Here is a 15,983-nt window from a genome sequence, read left to right on the forward strand (position 1 = left end):
GGGGTTTTCAACCGCGCACTCCGTCGAGGTAGCGGCGCACGTCGGCGATGTCGATCACCCTCCCCGCCAGCATGTAATCCAGCGCCGTTTGGCCATTGAACGGTGCTGCGGTGTTCGGGCTGCTGACCCAGGTGTAGGCGCGTTCGCGGCTGTTGCTGAAGATGATGCTCAACGCCTTGTGAATGCCCATCAGGTACGAGATGCGCTCAAGGGTGTCGTGAGGTAAACGGATGTTGGGCGGCAGGTGCTTGTATTTGTAGAACGTGGTGTTGCCGACGCCGCCAAGTAAGGTGCGTTGCTGCTCGGCGCTGCAGCCCCAGTGCTCCATGAGATTGAAGAAAAACTTCAGCGCAACGCGGCCGGCTTCGGGGGCGTCGAGTTGTTCGCGTGGGTTTAACGCAGTAGATGAAGTTGGCATTTGGCCGCCTCCAGAGAAATCATCATGCCTTGAGGTTAGTACATATCTGTACATTTACTCAAAACTAATACACTTAGGAACAACCGTGCAGAGTGAAAAATCCATACTGCTTGCACACATTTTTTGATCTCCATCACCCCCATCCCAGCAAAAACCCCGATCCTCTGTCAGCCTCCAGCCATCGGCGGGGAAATCAATTCGCTACCAAGTCCGCGACAACTATGCTCAGGTACGGGAATATAGCCAGCATATGGCGCCGGTTCAGTCGTCTCGTAAACAACAATACCAGCCCACTTCAGAGGGCATTACCCATGGATAGCAGAACCTTACGCAACCTGATGCGCATCGTGCAGACTGGCTCGCTGTCGGCTGCAGCCGAGCATTCGTGCCTGACCGTGCAGGCATTGGCCGCACAGTTGAACAAGGTCGAAGAGCAGTTCGGTTTCCGCTTGTTTCGCCGTTCCAACAAGGGACTGACGCTGACGCCGCAAGGCACGGAGCTCACGCCCTACATCGACAAAGTGTTGATCGCCACGCGACAGATGGAAGAAAAGGTCGAGGCGCTGAAGGTGCCCGGGCAGCGGACGTTGAAGGTGGCGTTGAACAACACCCTGTCGCCTGATTTCAACCGACGCATGATCGGACGCCTGATCGAGGTGTTTCCGGATTATCAGATGGAGTTCAGCTACGCCGAGTCGATGGAAAATCTGAGTAAGCTGAAGAACGAAGATTTCGACCTCGCCGTGCTGATCGGTCCGCAGCGCCCGGGCTTGCCGAGCATTGTGCTGCCGGACGTGCAGGTTCAGGTGGTTGGTGCGCATTGTGGGCAGGAAAACGATCCGCTGACGTTGCTGGGCAACAAGTTTCAGGTGCGTCCTGCGGAAGATTGTCCATATTCCCACAGCTTTTTGCGCTTTCTCGACGCCGGGCTGGGCAATCACGAGAACGGTCAGCGCATGGTCTATTCCTGCAGCGAAACCCTGACGCTGTCGTTGATCACGCAGATGGACGCGGTGGGTATGGTCTCGCGTGAGGCCGCGCAGAAACACGGCCTGACGATATTCCCCGGCTTCGAGGATTTCCTCGAAGTGCGCCTGGCGGTGAACAATCCTGAATTGTCCCACCAGGCCCTGAACGATGTCGTCGATATGCCGCTACATGAACGAGCCGAGCGCAATGTACGCAGCCGTCCCCACCGCCACACTGAGAAAGAGGTTTTTGCTGAAATACGCACATAGCAACGTCGGAATCGCGGCATAGAATTCCGGGCGATCGAGCTGTATCTGCCGGTCCTTGATCAACAAGGGGGTCAGGCTGATCGCGGCGACGATCGCCACCGGCAAGTATTCCAGTGCCCGCGCGATAAATGGCGGCCAATGTTCGGTGTTGATTTGCAGCGGCAGTGCCCGTGGCAGGAACGTCACGGCCATCATCAGCACCACCACCAGAATCAGGAACGTTTGGTCAGGCATACACCCACTCCGCAGCCCACAAACGTGGCGATAAATACGTTGAAGGGCGAACTGCCGATCAGGCTCAGCGCGCCCATGCAGATCACGGCGGCAGCAGCGGCGATCAGTTTGTTGCGCGTGTTGCACAGCGACACCAGCACGTAGAGCATCATCGCCGTCAGCGCGTAGTCGAGCTGATACTTGATCAAGTGCGCCGCGTACTGCGCGCAGACCGCGCCGAGCAAACCTCCGAGCACCCACGAGGTGTGGCAGAACAGGTTGAAACCGATCAGATAACGCACGTTGACCGGTGCGCCGGTACCGAGCTTGACGCTGTGGAAAGCGAAGGACTCATCGGTCAGGCCACCGGCGTAAGCCCAACGCTCCATGCGGCTCAAACCCAGCGCGCGCAGGGCCTTGGCCATGTACACCGACATCAGCATGTGCCGCGCATTGATCAGGAAAGTGGTCAGCACAATGGTGGTCAGTGATGCGCCGCTGGAGATCAGCGCCAGCGCGGCGAATTGCGAAGCGCCGGCATAGACAAACAAGCACATCGCCACCGGCAGCCACATCGGCAGGCCGGCGTTGACCGCCATCAACCCGAAGACAAACGACACGGTGAAATACCCGGCGACCACCGGGCTGGCTTCGGCAAACGTGCGCGACGGCTGATGAGTCGCCATCAGCGGTGCGCTGCCGGACCTTTCATTCATAGATCCCTCTCAAATGTCCGTTCGCCGTGAGGCTCGCAAAAACCCTGGGCAGTCCAGAATCGCTTGCCCGCGAGGTTAGCATCGTCGACGAACAGAAACATCCGCAGCACCCCGACCCGCTTCATGTCGGACGATGCAGCTTCGACAAGGCGCTGTCCCACGCCTTGGCTGCGGTAGCGCGGGCTGACCGCCAGATGGTTGATCGTGCCACGACTGCCGAGCATGCCACCAAGCACCGCGCCGACGATTTCACCCTCCACATCGAACGCCAGATACGCCGTGGTGGTTTTCTGGATCAACACGCCACGCAGGCATTTGGCGTCCTGCCATTCGCAGAACGACACTTCGTCGAACTGGCGGAAGAAGCGCTCCATGCGTTGCGCATCCTTGGCGGTGGCGCGGCGCAGGACCACTGGCGTCGAGCACTCGACGCCGTCGATTGGGGTGATCTGATTAGCGAACAATGTCGAAAGCGGTCCCGGGCCGCGAGAAGGAAATCGCCAGAATCTGACGGTACGCCATGGCATGGGTGTGGGTGTTGCGCGCCGGGGTCACGTAATGGCGCATGTCGCGATCGAGGAAGTAGGTGGTGTCGAGAATTTCCTCGTAGGTGGTCGCCGCCAATTGATGCTCGTGGATGTCGTACAAACGGCTCTCCGCGCCATCGACGTTATTACGCCCCCAGAAGTGCACGCCGCTGAACGGATAGCCGTCGCAGTGAATGCCTTCAGGCGTGATTTCCAACTGTTTACCGGGTTTGATTTCGATGCGGATCTGATGGATCTGGCACTGCCAGATCTCATCGTGCAACTCTTCCGGCAATACACTTTTGTACACTTCGAAATCAGTGTCGATCAGGCTGCGCATCACCGGGGAAGAGATCACTTCTTCGGAAAAATCCTGAAAGTGCCGTACCACGCCACCGACGTAAGCGTTGTTCTCTTTCGATTGCACATAAGCGCGATGCTCAAGTTGCTTGAGCTCACGGGTTTTCGGGTTGTATTCAAAGTCGCTGTAACGACGGTAACGCATGCCGGCCTCGGCCTGACCGTAGTAGCTGTCAGGCTCCATGTTTTCCCAACTTTTGGTCAGTCTGACGAAGTCGGCAAAATGACCGTAGAGATTGAAGTCACCACCCTGGACGTTGACAAACTTGTCGCGCCGTAGCGATTCGCCCACTTCTCTGTTCAAAACGATCATTACCCAATTCTCCGCTGCGTTGAACGCCCTAATCTATTAGGTGGAGAATTTGCGTCCATGAGAAAGAATTTCAGGCATTTGAAGCACTGCTTGAAACGAAATCTGCAGCGCCTGAAAAACAACTTTTACATGACAAAAACATCGGTTATTTCCGGTTTCCGCTGAAAAACCGTCGAAAAAAAACCCCGAACGAATCGGGGTTTTCTCATTTTCCTTACAACGTATCGATCATCAGAAGATGTTGATCGGATAGTCCACGAATACCCGCAGCTCGTTACCGCTGACGTTGTATTCGCTGGATTTCTGCGATACGCGCAGGATCGAGCTGCGCAACTTCACGCTCAGGTCTTTGGCCGGGCCACTTTGCACGACGTACTTGAACTGGTTGAAGATCTCGCGCTCGGTACCGCCTTCGCTGGTGGAGGTGGTGATGTTATCGCCACGCACGTAAGCGAAGTTGTAGCTCAGACCCGGAACGCCGAATGCGCCGAAGTCCAGGCCGTAGCCCAGTTGCCAGCTGCGTTCGTCTTCGGCGTTAAAATCCGACCAGTAGGAGTTGGCCAGGTAGATGGTGTTACCACCGTCACCGACACGACCCTGATCTTTCTGATAACCGCCGTAGGCATAACCCAGGTTGCTGTCACCGGTGGAACGCTGATGCGCCACGGTGAACGAGTGCGGGCCGGTGGCGAAAGTGGCTGCCAGGCTCCAGATCTTGTTGTCGTCACCGGTTACACCGTTTTCGCGGACATAGGAATTGTCCAGCTTGGTGCGGTAGCCGTTGAAGTCCAGGGTCAGGGACTGATCCTTGTTGAACGGGATCACGTAGTTGGCGTTCACGTACTGTTTCTTCAAGACGTCTTCAACGTCGGACGCGTACAGCGCGCCTTTGAAGTGTTCGGTGAACTGATAGCTACCGCCCAACACGTTGATCGCCTTCAGACCGCCGCTGTCACGACCTTCATCGCTCTTGCGCGACTCGGCGGTGAAACGACCGGCGTTCAGTTCCAGGCCTTGGATTTCACGGGAAGTGATCAACGTACCGGTATAGCTTTCCGGCAGCAGACGCACGTTGTCGTAACTCAGCACCGGCAGGGCCGGCATCTGGTCGCCGTAGGTCAACACGGTGTTGGAAACACGGAATTTGACCGCTGCGCCGCCCTTGGCGATGTCGTGGTTCGCGCGACCGTCGTTTTCCTGTCTGAAGAAGTCGATGCCTTGCGCGCCGGTGCGGCCTTTGCCGCCGTCCAGACGCAGCGCGTACAGACCAAAGGCGTCAACACCGACACCTACGGTGCCTTGGGTGAAACCGGAAGAGAACGTTCCGATTGCCGCCTGGCCCCATTCGGCTTTGTCCGGGCGACCGTCTTTGTAATCACGATTGATGTAGGCGTTGCGCAACAGCACTTTGAGGCTGCTGTCTTCAACGAAACCCTTGGATTCGGCCTGGTCGTTAGCCATGGCCTGTGTAGCACTCAACATCCCCAGTGCGATCAGGCTGATTCGCTTGTTCAACATTTTGTTTTCCTTATTACGGGTTGAAACGCGCTGTGTCGAACGGCTGAAACGGCGCTTTTGCACTCTTGTATTCACCCCGAAACAAAAAGACCCGCCGACGCAAACGTCATGGCGGGCCTGCTCCTTGTTTTGAGTCATGGCGGTTAGCCACAGGCGTTGGGCCGAATCGTAGCCGCGCCCTGAACAGTGTGTCAATTTCAAGAATCGTCTTTAAATAGGCGAAAAACGTCTAAGAAACGTAAATTCTTAGCTGGGCGATTGCAAAAAAATGAAGTTAAGCAGGGAGTTTTGGTCTGTGTGCGAGCCTGCTCGCGAAAGCGGTGGCCAGTCAACAAGGCAGTGACAGTGCTGACGCCTTCGCGAGCAGGCTCGCTCCCACATTGAACCGAAGTGCACTAATGTCAGTGCAAAAAAAAGCGCCGCCATCCCGGCAGCGCTTTTTGATCAATCCATGTTGAATCTATCCTTCCATCACATCCCATAACGCTTCCAGTTCAGCATCGCTGAACAGGCCAGCGGGGTAGCGCTCGATCATCATCCGGCGCGGATCAGGTTGTCTGATCTGACGCGTTCCATTGGACTTCAACCAGTGCGCAACCAGCTGGAGCGATTCGCCGTTAACGGCCATGGGATGCACAGTCCGCTCGCTGACTACGTTCACTTCGGCGTTCATTTCAGCGCTCTCTCCCCGTTCATGAGCGGCTACGTTATCCAAGGTTTGTGACAGAACTGTTGAAGTTCCCCTCCCTCCCTAGTGCACCAGAAGCAATACAAGAGGTATGCCAAGGCGCGCAGATTCCCGACCAGCGCGCATGAAAAAGCCCGCGGTCCTGATGGGCCGCGGGCTTGCTTTCATGCCTGGCGAGCTAAACGTTGTGTCGCTGTTTTGCTAACCGACTCAAGCTGTTACGACTCAACTCACTCTTTGTGCGGCGCTGGCTGCTGTTGGGTAAGGCAGTGAATATTGCCGCCGCCCAGTAACAATTCGCGGCCCGGCACCATCACCACTTCATGCTGCGGGAACAGCTTCTGCAGGATTTCCCTGGCCGGCGCGTCCATCGGGTCGTCGAAGCTCGGCGCGATGATTCCGCCGTTGACGATCAGGAAGTTCACGTAGGAACCGGCCAGGCGCACGGATGGATTGCGCTCCTGCGAACCGTCCACCGCATCGACTCCGGAGCATTCTTCTTCGGTCGCATACAGCGGCCCCGGAATCGGCATTTTGTGCACCGTGAACGGGCGGCCCTTGGCGTCGGTGCTGTTTTGCAGCACTTGCATTGCGGCCTGGCAGCGCGGGTAGTTCGGATCCTGCGGATCATCGGTCCATGCCAGCAGCACTTCGCCCGGACGCACATAGCAGCAGAAGTTATCCACATGGCCGTCGGTTTCATCGTTGAACAAGCCATCTGGCAACCAGATGATCTTGTCCACCGACAGGTTGTCACGGAGCACCGCTTCGATTTCTTCGCGGCTCAGGTGCGGATTGCGATTGCGGTTGAGCAGGCACTCTTCGGTGGTAATCAGCGTGCCTTCGCCGTCGACGTGTATCGAACCGCCTTCAAGCACGAAACCTTCGGTGCGGTAGCGCGGGCTGCGTTCGAGTTCGAGAATCTTGCCACCGACCTGCGAATCACGGTTCCACGGCGCATACAGGCCGCCATCGAAACCGCCCCAGGCATTGAAATCCCAGTTCACACCGCGCACTTCGCCATGGTTGTTGATGACGAAGGTCGGGCCGCTGTCGCGAACCCAGGCGTCGTCGCTGGACATTTCCACCACGCGGATATTCGGCACGTCGAGGCGCGCGCGGGCGTTTTCGTATTGGCCGGCGGAGACGGCAACGGTCACCGGCTCGAAGCGGGCGATGGCTTTGGCCACTGCGGCGTGCGCGGCCTGCGCCGGTTTGCCGCCCAGACGCCAGTTGTCCGGGCGCTCGGGCCAGATCATCCAAGTCTGGGTTTGTGGCGCCCACTCGGCCGGCATGTAGAAGCCGTCGGCGCGCGGGGTACTTTTCAATGTGGTCATCAGGACTCCAGGGAACCGTCGAGGGTTTTCAACGCGCCGTACAGATTCGGCCGGCGGTCACGGAATGAACCCCACGCGCTGCGAATATGTTCCAGCTCGTCGAGGTTGAACGTGTGCACAAGAATACCTTCTTCGGTTTTATTCAGCTCCTGCACTTTTTCGCCGAACTGGTTGGCGATGAACGACGAGCCGTAAAAGGTGATGTCATAGCCGTCCTGCTCTTCGTTGCCGATGCGGTTGCTGGCGATCAGCGGCATCAGATTGGCGCCGGCATGGCCCTGCTGCACCCGCTGCCAGTGATCGCGTGAAGAAATGGTCTTGTCGTGGGGCTCGCTGCCAATCGCGGTCGGATAAAAAAGGATTTCCGCACCTTGCAGCGCCATGCTGCGTGCCGCTTCCGGGAACCACTGGTCCCAGCAGATGCCGACGCCGATTTTCGCGTATCGGGTGTTCCATACCTTGAAGCCAGTGTCCCCCGGGTTGAAGTAATACTTCTCGTGATAGCCCGGGCCGTCGGGGATGTGGCTCTTACGATAAATCCCGAGGTTGCTGCCATCGGCGTCGATAATCGCGATGCTGTTGAAGCGCGCACGCCCCGCCAGTTCGTAGAAGCTGATCGGCAGCACCACCTGCAGCTCCTTGGCGATTTTCTGGAAATGCTTGATGGCGACGTTGTCTTCCACCGTCGTTGCCAGTTGCAGGTAATCCGGATTGGGCTTCTGGCAGAAATACGGCGCCTCGAACAGTTCCTGGATGAGGATGATCTGCGCGCCTTTGCCGGCGGCTTCGCGGACCAGTCTTTCAGCGGTTTCGAGGTTGGCTTCCAAGTCCCACGAACAGGCCATCTGCGTGGCGGCGACGGTAACGATACGGCTCATGAATCATCTCCGGGCTAGTGCTTTGACGGTCGAAGAATTCAACCGAAAAGAAAACGCGCGCACCGGACAAGAGATCGCCATGCCGGGGCAATGGCGACTTTATAACCGATAAATATCGGCTTTAAAAGCTATAATACGGGGACCTCTCATTTTAAACGCTAAATAAGCCGATACAAATCGAACTTAAAACCGAAAAAAAAATGTGGGAGCGAGCCTGCTAGCGAATGCGCTGTGTCAGTCACCGCATGTGGCGGCTGATACACAGCTTTCGCGAGCAGGCTCGCTCCCACAGGGAATGTGCCTTGCTTACAGGCCTTCGCTCAACACCCGGTCCAGCATATCGACAAAGAAATCCACACTCTGGCGCGACGTCACCATCGGTGGCTTGATCTTGAGGATGTTCAAGTCATCGCCGGTCGGCTGCATGAAAATCCCCAGCTCACGCAGCCGATCACACAGCCACGCAGTCTCGGCGGTTGCGGGTTCCAGCGTCTCGCGATTGCGGATCAGTTCCAGCCCGAGGTAGAAACCGGAGCCGTGCACCGCGCCGACCAGCGGATGTTTATCGATCAACGCCTCAAGGCGCTCTTTGAAGTGGGCGCCGACCACCTGGGCGTTTTCCCAGAGCTTTTCTTCGTCCATCACATCGAGCACCGCCATGCCGATCTGGCAACTGACCGGACTGCCGCCCGCCGATGAGAAGAAATAACCCTCGGCCTCCAGCGCCTCGGCGATTTCCCGGCGAGTGATCACCGCGCCCAGTGGCTGGCCGTTACCCATGCCTTTGGCCATGGTGATGATGTCCGGCACCACGCCCTGCTCTTCGAAGCCCCAGAAAAAATGGCCCATGCGCCCGTAACCGACCTGCACTTCGTCAGCGATGCACACCCCGCCCTGCGCGCGGACCCTTTCATACACCTGCGGCAAATAGCCCGGCGGTAAAGAAATCCCCCCGGCATTGCCGTAGACCGGCTCGCAGATGAAACCCGCCAGTTGGCGCTTCTGCTCGGCGAGTTTCTGCAGATGATGTTCGACGCTGCGCACGTAATCCGGCGCTGAGTCGACGCCACGGAATTCGCCACGATAAGTGTTCGGCGCCGGCACTGGGTGCACCCAGTCCGGGCGACTTTCCAGCGCCTTCGGGTTGTCGGCAATTGACGTCGATACCGCATCGGCACCGACCGTCCAGCCGTGATACGCCTCGAGCACGCTGATCATGTCGCGCCCGCCGCTGAAGGCCCAGGCCAGACGAATCGCCAGGTCATTGGCCTCGCTGCCGCTGTTGACCAGAAACACCCGATCCATGCCCTTTGGCGCCAGTTTCAGCAAGCGTTCGGAAAACTCGGCGACTGCCGCATAGTTGAAGCGCGAATTGGTATTGAGCAACGACCACTGCCGTGCTGCGACCGCCGCCATCCGAGGGTGACCATGACCGAGCACGGCGACGTTGTTGAGCATGTCCAGATACGAACGGCCGTGCATGTCGATCAGGTGGTTGCGCCAGCCGCGTTCAATGCGCGGCGGGTCGACGTAATAGTGTTTTTGCGTGCGGGCAAAACTGGCGTCGCGGCGCTCGAGCAGCGTTTTCGCGTCCAGCTCCGGCTCGGCGTCGCAGGCCAACCCGAGCAAGGTCGCCGGTGACGGACACAACGCCTGCCAGGCCGGCGCACGGGACGGCGTGCAAAACAGCGGCGCGTCGAGTTCTGCTTCTCGGCACAACTGCACCAGCAGCGGCCCCGTGACCGCACCGAGTTTCTGGCCTCGATCCACTGCCGCGCCATGGTCAAGAACTGGCGTCACGCCCCACAGGCAAACGCTGAACTGTGGGCCATCGAGTTGCAGCGCACCGTTTGCCGCTTGCTTCAGAACGCCGGCGAACGGCGTTTGCACTTCGGCTCCAGCCGGCACACGCAATTCGACATGCAACGGGAACGTATCCGGCTCAGTCGCGCTGTCCGGCCGAGTACGTGACAAGCGGTACTGACCATAACGCGTCGCCGCCAGCCCATGCACCGCTGCGGCTTCGGTCAGCAAGCGCTGATCGATGCCCGGCTGCTCCCAATTGCCCGCCTCGAAGTGCGGACTCAACACGCCCAGATCGATCAGCGCAAATTCGCGCCCGACCAGTCCGGGCAACAGCGGCGCAAATTCTGCGTGTTCGTTCCTCGGTAAGGTCTGGCCCACGGCAGTGAGAATCGCCGCCTCCATCAGCGCCAATGGCACCGAAGTCGCGACGCGGAAGATCTCCCACTCATGATTGAGATTGTCGCGGCTGTAGGTGTTGCCCGGATCGATGCTGACCTGCTGCTCGCCACTGAGCACCAGCACCGCCGCTCGCGCGACGATCAACGGCCAGAGCGCTTGCAGTTCTGCATAGTGCAACGGATTGACCGCGTGATAAGCCTTGATCGCCGGCAGGATGACAAACGGATCGCCATCGGCGTGATGCAGCAATGCCGCGCAGGTCACCGACAGATCGGTGATACGCCAGGTGCGCACCAGATCACCGAAATCGATCACGCCCTGCAACTGCCAATGCCGCTGGGCATCCCGCGCCCAGACGACGTTGTCATCGGTGATATCCATGTGAATCGCCTGCACCGGCAGTTTGTCCAGCAACGGCTGCAAACGGCGCTCGGCCTGATCGGCAGCTGTGCTAATCACCGTACGCTGCTGCTCATCCTTGATCACTGGCAACAGATGACTGATCAACGCGCTGGCGTGACGCGCGTCCCACTGCAATGTGCGCTCAAGGCCCGGATGATCGAAACCTTCCAGGGCCAGATCCATCTCGCCACAGAGCCGGCCAAACCCGGCGACCACGTCCTGGCCAAGATGATCGAAATCGGTCAACGGCTGCCCGTCGATGTATTCCAGCAATCGCACATGAACCGCTTCGCCATTGGCTTGCAGCGACAACAGGTCTTCACCATTATTGGCGGCGATCACCTGCGGCACCTTGATCGCCGAGTGCTCGGCCAGGTATTTGAGACCTGCGTGCTGGGCTTGCAGCTCCACCAGCGCGTAATCGCCACGACAGATTTTCAACACGAAGCGCCCACGCGCACTGTCAACGCGATAATTCAGATCCTGCTGGCTGCCCAGCGCCTGCAACGTGCCGCTGAGCCCGTAATGCTCGGCCAGCCATTGCAGCGCCTGCGCCTCTGAAACCTGCGGAGCGGGCAAACTGGCGCGATGAATCAACGTGGCGAGCGGCATGAGACGACCCCTGAAGTATTATTAGGCGCTTATATCGCCATTGCGTTGCTCGATACGCAACCCCCGTCCGACATTGACTACGGTATTTGCATCGGTACTCGCACCCGGTAGCACTTTGCGCAAGAATACCGGCCGTTCGCCTCGAATCTATGGAAATACTCATGAATGTAATCACCACCGACCTACCCGGTGTTCTGATCATCGAACCGAAGGTGTTTGGTGACGAGCGCGGTTTTTTCTACGAGAGTTTCAATGCCAAGGCGTTTCTGGAAGCAACCAGCCTGGATGTGCAATTTGTGCAGGACAACCATTCGCGCTCACAAAGAGGCGTATTGCGTGGCTTGCATTACCAGTTGCAGCAAACCCAGGGAAAACTGGTGCGCGTGACCGCCGGTGAGGTGCTCGATGTTGCTGTGGACATCCGCCGCAGCTCGGCGAACTTTGGTAAATGGGTGGCCGTGCGGCTGTCCGACGAGAACCATCGGCAGATGTGGGTACCCGAGGGTTTTGCCCATGGCTTTGTAGTGCTGAGCGATTACGCCGATTTTCTCTACAAGACCACCGATTACTACTCCCCGTCAGACGAACGCGCCATTCGCTGGGACGACCCGGCAATTGGCATCGACTGGCAACTGGACGAAGCACCGACGCTATCGGCCAAGGATCAGGCGGCCGCGCTGCTCAAGGACGCTGACGTCTTCGCCTGAGGCCGGGCATAATGCGCCAGTTACCTCAGGCGCATCCGGCTCATGAAACCATCGCTTCCCCGCAGACCCCGCTGGCGCAGCCTCGCGCTGTTGGCCCTGTGCCTGGCGCCACTGCTGTGGCCGTTGGAACATCTTGCCGAACGCTATTACCGCAGCGAGCTCGCCGGGCAGAATCGCCAGACCCTCGATCTGTACGTCGCCAACCTGCTCGGCACCCTTCATCGCTATGAAGTGTTGCCGCAGATTCTCGGCGATCTGCCGGCCCTGCGCGCGGTGCTCGGTGCGCCGGATGACGGCGTCACCCAAGGCAACGCCAATCGCCTGCTGAACAACATCGCCGCGCAGACCGGCGCTGAAGTCATGTACCTGATGGACACGTCCGGCCAGACGCTGGCGGCGTCGAACTGGGACAAACGCGACAGCTTCGTCGGCCGCAATTTCGCCTTCCGCCCGTATTTCAGTGAAGCCATGGCCGGGCGCCTCGGACGCTTCTTCGGCCTCGGCACCACGTCGGCCAAACGCGGATACTTCTTCGCCGCGGCTGTGCGCAACGGCGAGAAAATCATCGGTGTGCTGGTCATCAAGGTCGACCTCGACCACACCGAAAGCCTGTGGGGCAAGACGCCGGAACAACTGCTGGTGACCGACCATAACGGCGTGGTCATCCTGACGTCGCGCCCGGAATGGCGTTTTCGCGCCACCCGTGAGCTGAGTGAAACCGAGCGCGCTGCAATCACCGCGATCCAGCCCTACCCGACCCGCGAACCCCGGCCGCTTAACCTGAGCGCCGACGCCTGGCTGACGCAGACCCACGACATCGCCGAAACCGGCTGGAGCGTCAGCATCCTCGCCCCGCGTACACTGATCGATCGCCCGGTGCGCACGGTGGTCGCGATCGGCGGTGCCACACTGTTGGTGGTCATGTTGCTGGTGGGTTTGATGATGCAGCGCCGCCGCCATTATCTAGAGCGCATCGCCTTCGAGGCCAAGGCACGCCGCGAGTTGGAGGGCCGCGTCGCCGAACGGACCAGCGATCTGGAAGGCCTCAACCGCCGTTTGAAGCAGGAAGTGCTTGAGCGCGAGCACGCCCAGCAGGAGCTGGTGCGCGCTCAGGACGATCTGGTTCAGGCCGGCAAACTGTCGGCGCTGGGGACCATGTCGGCGAGCATCAGTCACGAACTCAATCAACCGCTGGCGGCGATTCGCAGCTATGCGGAAAACGCCGAAGTGCTGCTCGATCATCAGCGCACCGAGGATGCGCGCGGCAACCTCAAGCTGATCAGCGAACTGACCGGGCGCATGGCCTCGATCATCGCCCATCTGCGCGCCTTCGCTCGGCGCGATCGCCACGCACCGGAAAGCGTCGCTCTGCAACCGGCGCTGGACGATGCGCTGGCATTACTCGCCAAACGTCGGCGCAGCATGGAAGTCGAATTGATCCGCGACTTGCCCGCCGCCACGCTGTGGGTCGAGGCAGGCGAAACCCGTTTGCGCCAAGTGCTGGGCAATCTGCTGGCCAATGCTCTCGATGCCCTGACCGAAAAAGGTCCGCCGCGCAAATTGTGGCTGAGTGCCGAAGCCACCGCCGACGGCGTCAATCTGTACATTCGCGACAACGGTCCCGGGTTCTGCATGGAAGCCCTTGGCCGCGCCAGCGAGCCCTTTTACACCACCAAGACCCGCACCCAGGGTCTGGGCCTGGGGCTGGCGATTTGTGAAACGCTGATGCGCGCCTTTGGTGGCGAGCTGTCGTTCGCCAACCACAAGCAAGGCGGCGCCCTGATCACCCTGCGCCTGCGCGCCGGCGCGCCCGGAGTCAGCCTGCAACCGTCCGAGGACCGAAGTGCATGACCATCGACAATCGCATCCAGGTAGTGTTGATCGACGACGATCCGCACCTGCGCCAAGCCCTCGGCCAAACGCTGGATCTGGCCGGCCTGAAAATCCTGCCGCTGTCCGAAGCCAAGGGCCTGGCCGCGCAACTTGAGCGTGACTGGCCCGGCGTGGTGGTCAGCGACATCCGTATGCCGGGCATGGACGGCCTCGAACTGTTGAGCGAGTTGCATGCACAGGATCCGGAGCTGCCGGTGCTGCTGATCACCGGCCATGGCGACGTACCGCTGGCGGTGCAGGCGATGCGCGCCGGTGCTTACGATTTTCTGGAAAAACCCTTTGCCAGCGATGCGCTGCTCGACAGCGTCCGTCGCGCCCTCTCGCTACGGCGTCTGGTGCTGGACAACCGCAGCCTGCGTCTGGCCTTGAGCGACCGCAACGAACTGAGCGCGCGACTGGTCGGCCATTCGACGCCAATGCTGCGCCTGCGTGAGCAGATCGGTGCGCTGGCGGCGACCAAGGCCGATGTGCTGATCCTCGGCGAAACCGGTGCCGGCAAAGAAGTCGTGGCCCGCGCGCTGCACGACTTGTCGAGCCGCCGCAACGGTCCGTTCGTGGCGATCAACGCCGGCGCCCTGGCGGAGTCGGTGGTGGAAAGCGAGCTGTTCGGTCACGAACCCGGCGCCTTCACCGGCGCGCAGAAACGCCGCATCGGCAAATTCGAATTCGCCAACGGCGGCACGCTGTTTCTCGACGAAATCGAAAGCATGAGCATGGACGTGCAAGTGAAACTGCTGCGCATGCTGCAGGAGCGGGTCGTCGAACGTCTGGGCGGCAATCAGTTGATCCCACTGGACATCCGCGTCATCGCCGCGACCAAGGAAGACCTGCGTCAGGCGGCGGATCAGGGACGCTTCCGCGCCGACTTGTATTACCGCCTCAACGTCGCGCCGCTGCGCATCCCGCCGCTGCGCGAAAGGGGCGAAGACGCACTGGTGCTGTTCCAGCACTACGCCGATGAAGCCAGCGCCCGCCACGGCTTGCCCCCCCACGAACTGCAACCGGCACACCGCGCCTTGCTGCTGCGCCACACCTGGCCGGGCAACGTGCGCGAACTGCAAAATGCTGCCGAACGCTTCGCCCTTGGGCTTGAGCTGGCACTGGACAACAGCGCTGATGGCAGCGGCGGCACGCCTGTCGAAGTGGTCAGTGGCGGCCTCAGCGAGCAAGTGGAAAACTTCGAGAAATCGCTGATCGCCGCCGAATTGGCGCGCTCGCACAGCTCGGTGCGCAGCCTTGCCGAAGCCTTGGGCATTCCGCGCAAGACCCTGCATGACAAACTGCGCAAACACGGTCTGAATTTCGGCGACAGCAGCCACGGGGAAGACAACGAATGAGCAGCGTAAGCGCATACCTGCAAACGGTGCTGCATCACGACATTCCGCTGACTGCCGAGATGGGACTTGAAGTTCTCGAATGGCGGGATCAGCAACTGCGCCTGCACCTGCCGCTCGCGCCCAACGTCAATCACAAGAGCACCATGTTTGGCGGCAGCCTGTACTGTGGCGCGGTGCTGGCCGGTTGGGGCTGGTTGCATCTGCGGTTGAAGGAAGAAGGGATTACCGACGGACACATCGTCATTCAGGAAGGGCAGATCAGTTATCCGCTGCCGGTAACCGGGGACGCCGTGGCTATTTGCCCGGCGCCGGATGCGGCGATTTGGAAACGCTTTGTGGCGATGTATCGGCGTTATGGGCGAGCTCGGTTGACGCTGGATACGCGGATCCTGAATGCGGGAAGTGAGGACGTTGCGGTGAGATTTACCGGCCAGTACGTTTTGCACCGTTGAAGATCAAAAGCCCCCTCACCCTAGCCCTCTCCCGAGGGAGAGGGAACCGATACGGAGGTGCTGCAGATTTACGTCGACCTGAAACCGCTTCGCCGAATCCACAATCGACTCGACTCTCCAGGTCCATGCATAGCGCCAGACAACTCGGTCGGCTCCCTCTCCTGGGGGA

15 protein-coding genes are annotated in these 15,983 nt (G+C 59.7%); 5 read left to right on the forward strand and 10 right to left on the reverse strand.

The genetic code is table 11. The features are described 5' to 3' along the window. Nucleotides 1-7 precede the first annotated feature (7 nt). Entirely contained in the window at nucleotides 8-418 is a 411-nt protein-coding gene (locus ACMYUN_RS13290; protein WP_039756470.1) for an MbcA/ParS/Xre antitoxin family protein, read from the reverse strand. A 311-nt stretch (nucleotides 419-729) separates the two neighbouring features. Between ACMYUN_RS13290 and ACMYUN_RS13295 the strand changes: the two genes are divergently transcribed. Then, nucleotides 730-1,656 carry a LysR family transcriptional regulator gene (locus tag ACMYUN_RS13295; RefSeq protein WP_039756469.1) on the forward strand — a complete coding sequence of 309 codons (927 nt, stop codon included), beginning with the start codon at nucleotides 730-732 and terminating at the stop codon, nucleotides 1,654-1,656. Here ACMYUN_RS13295 and ACMYUN_RS13300 read toward each other — a convergent pair. The 9 genes from ACMYUN_RS13300 to ACMYUN_RS13340 form a co-directional block, all read right to left on the reverse strand. Next, nucleotides 1,573-1,890 (reverse strand): AzlD domain-containing protein, encoded by a 318-nt coding sequence (locus ACMYUN_RS13300; RefSeq protein ID WP_039756468.1) that lies wholly within the window; start codon nucleotides 1,888-1,890, stop codon nucleotides 1,573-1,575. The two genes, ACMYUN_RS13295 and ACMYUN_RS13300, sit on opposite strands and share 84 nt — an antisense overlap. Then, nucleotides 1,869-2,585: an AzlC family ABC transporter permease gene (locus ACMYUN_RS13305; RefSeq protein WP_039756466.1), complete on the reverse strand. Its 717-nt coding sequence runs from the start codon at nucleotides 2,583-2,585 to the stop codon at nucleotides 1,869-1,871. The genes ACMYUN_RS13300 and ACMYUN_RS13305 overlap by 22 nt, the downstream gene beginning before the upstream one ends. Then, entirely contained in the window at nucleotides 2,582-2,959 is a 378-nt protein-coding gene (locus tag ACMYUN_RS13310; RefSeq protein WP_003220700.1) for a GNAT family N-acetyltransferase, read from the reverse strand. Before ACMYUN_RS13310 ends, ACMYUN_RS13305 begins: the two co-directional genes overlap by 4 nt. A 79-nt stretch (nucleotides 2,960-3,038) precedes the next feature. Further along, complete coding sequence (locus ACMYUN_RS13315) at nucleotides 3,039-3,785, reverse strand: 2OG-Fe dioxygenase family protein (protein WP_039756465.1); 747 nt, start codon at nucleotides 3,783-3,785, stop codon at nucleotides 3,039-3,041. A 231-nt stretch (nucleotides 3,786-4,016) separates the two neighbouring features. Beyond that, nucleotides 4,017-5,303, reverse strand: a complete 1,287-nt coding sequence (locus ACMYUN_RS13320; protein WP_415763941.1) for an OprD family porin — start codon at nucleotides 5,301-5,303, stop codon at nucleotides 4,017-4,019. 460 nt (nucleotides 5,304-5,763) lie between these two features. Continuing rightward, a complete protein-coding gene (locus ACMYUN_RS13325) occupies nucleotides 5,764-5,976 on the reverse strand; it encodes a hypothetical protein (protein ID WP_415763942.1) in 213 nt (70 codons plus the stop codon). Nucleotides 5,977-6,221: 245 nt separating this feature from the next. Next, nucleotides 6,222-7,328 carry an agmatine deiminase gene (gene aguA, locus ACMYUN_RS13330; protein ID WP_415763943.1) on the reverse strand — a complete coding sequence of 369 codons (1,107 nt, stop codon included), beginning with the start codon at nucleotides 7,326-7,328 and terminating at the stop codon, nucleotides 6,222-6,224. Beyond that, nucleotides 7,328-8,206, reverse strand: coding sequence for an N-carbamoylputrescine amidase (aguB, locus tag ACMYUN_RS13335; RefSeq protein ID WP_129998332.1), 879 nt, complete (start codon nucleotides 8,204-8,206; stop codon nucleotides 7,328-7,330). Before aguB ends, aguA begins: the two co-directional genes overlap by 1 nt. A 306-nt stretch (nucleotides 8,207-8,512) precedes the next feature. Next, nucleotides 8,513-11,425 (reverse strand): aminotransferase, encoded by a 2,913-nt coding sequence (locus ACMYUN_RS13340; protein ID WP_415760854.1) that lies wholly within the window; start codon nucleotides 11,423-11,425, stop codon nucleotides 8,513-8,515. Nucleotides 11,426-11,586: 161 nt separating this feature from the next. Here ACMYUN_RS13340 and rfbC point away from each other — a divergent pair, with 161 nt between their 5' ends. Genes rfbC through ACMYUN_RS13360 form a run of 4 tightly spaced genes read left to right on the forward strand, consistent with a single transcriptional unit; the run spans nucleotide 11,587 to nucleotide 15,814 of the window. Next, the gene (rfbC, locus tag ACMYUN_RS13345; RefSeq protein ID WP_039756457.1) at nucleotides 11,587-12,132 is read left to right on the forward strand and encodes a dTDP-4-dehydrorhamnose 3,5-epimerase; all 546 of its coding nucleotides are present in this window, start codon (nucleotides 11,587-11,589) and stop codon (nucleotides 12,130-12,132) included. 42 nt (nucleotides 12,133-12,174) lie between these two features. Then, on the forward strand, nucleotides 12,175-13,983 hold the full coding sequence (locus ACMYUN_RS13350; RefSeq protein WP_415760855.1) for a sensor histidine kinase: 1,809 nt from the start codon (nucleotides 12,175-12,177) through the stop codon (nucleotides 13,981-13,983). Continuing rightward, a complete protein-coding gene (locus ACMYUN_RS13355) occupies nucleotides 13,980-15,362 on the forward strand; it encodes a sigma-54-dependent transcriptional regulator (protein WP_310404395.1) in 1,383 nt (460 codons plus the stop codon). The genes ACMYUN_RS13350 and ACMYUN_RS13355 overlap by 4 nt, the downstream gene beginning before the upstream one ends. Then, nucleotides 15,359-15,814, forward strand: coding sequence for a thioesterase domain-containing protein (locus ACMYUN_RS13360; RefSeq protein ID WP_129998337.1), 456 nt, complete (start codon nucleotides 15,359-15,361; stop codon nucleotides 15,812-15,814). The genes ACMYUN_RS13355 and ACMYUN_RS13360 overlap by 4 nt, the downstream gene beginning before the upstream one ends. Nucleotides 15,815-15,983: the final 169 nt, after the last annotated feature.

The sequence above is a fragment of the Pseudomonas sp. CP4 genome (assembly GCF_047758505.1).
Classification (GTDB): domain Bacteria; phylum Pseudomonadota; class Gammaproteobacteria; order Pseudomonadales; family Pseudomonadaceae; genus Aquipseudomonas; species Aquipseudomonas fluorescens_AO.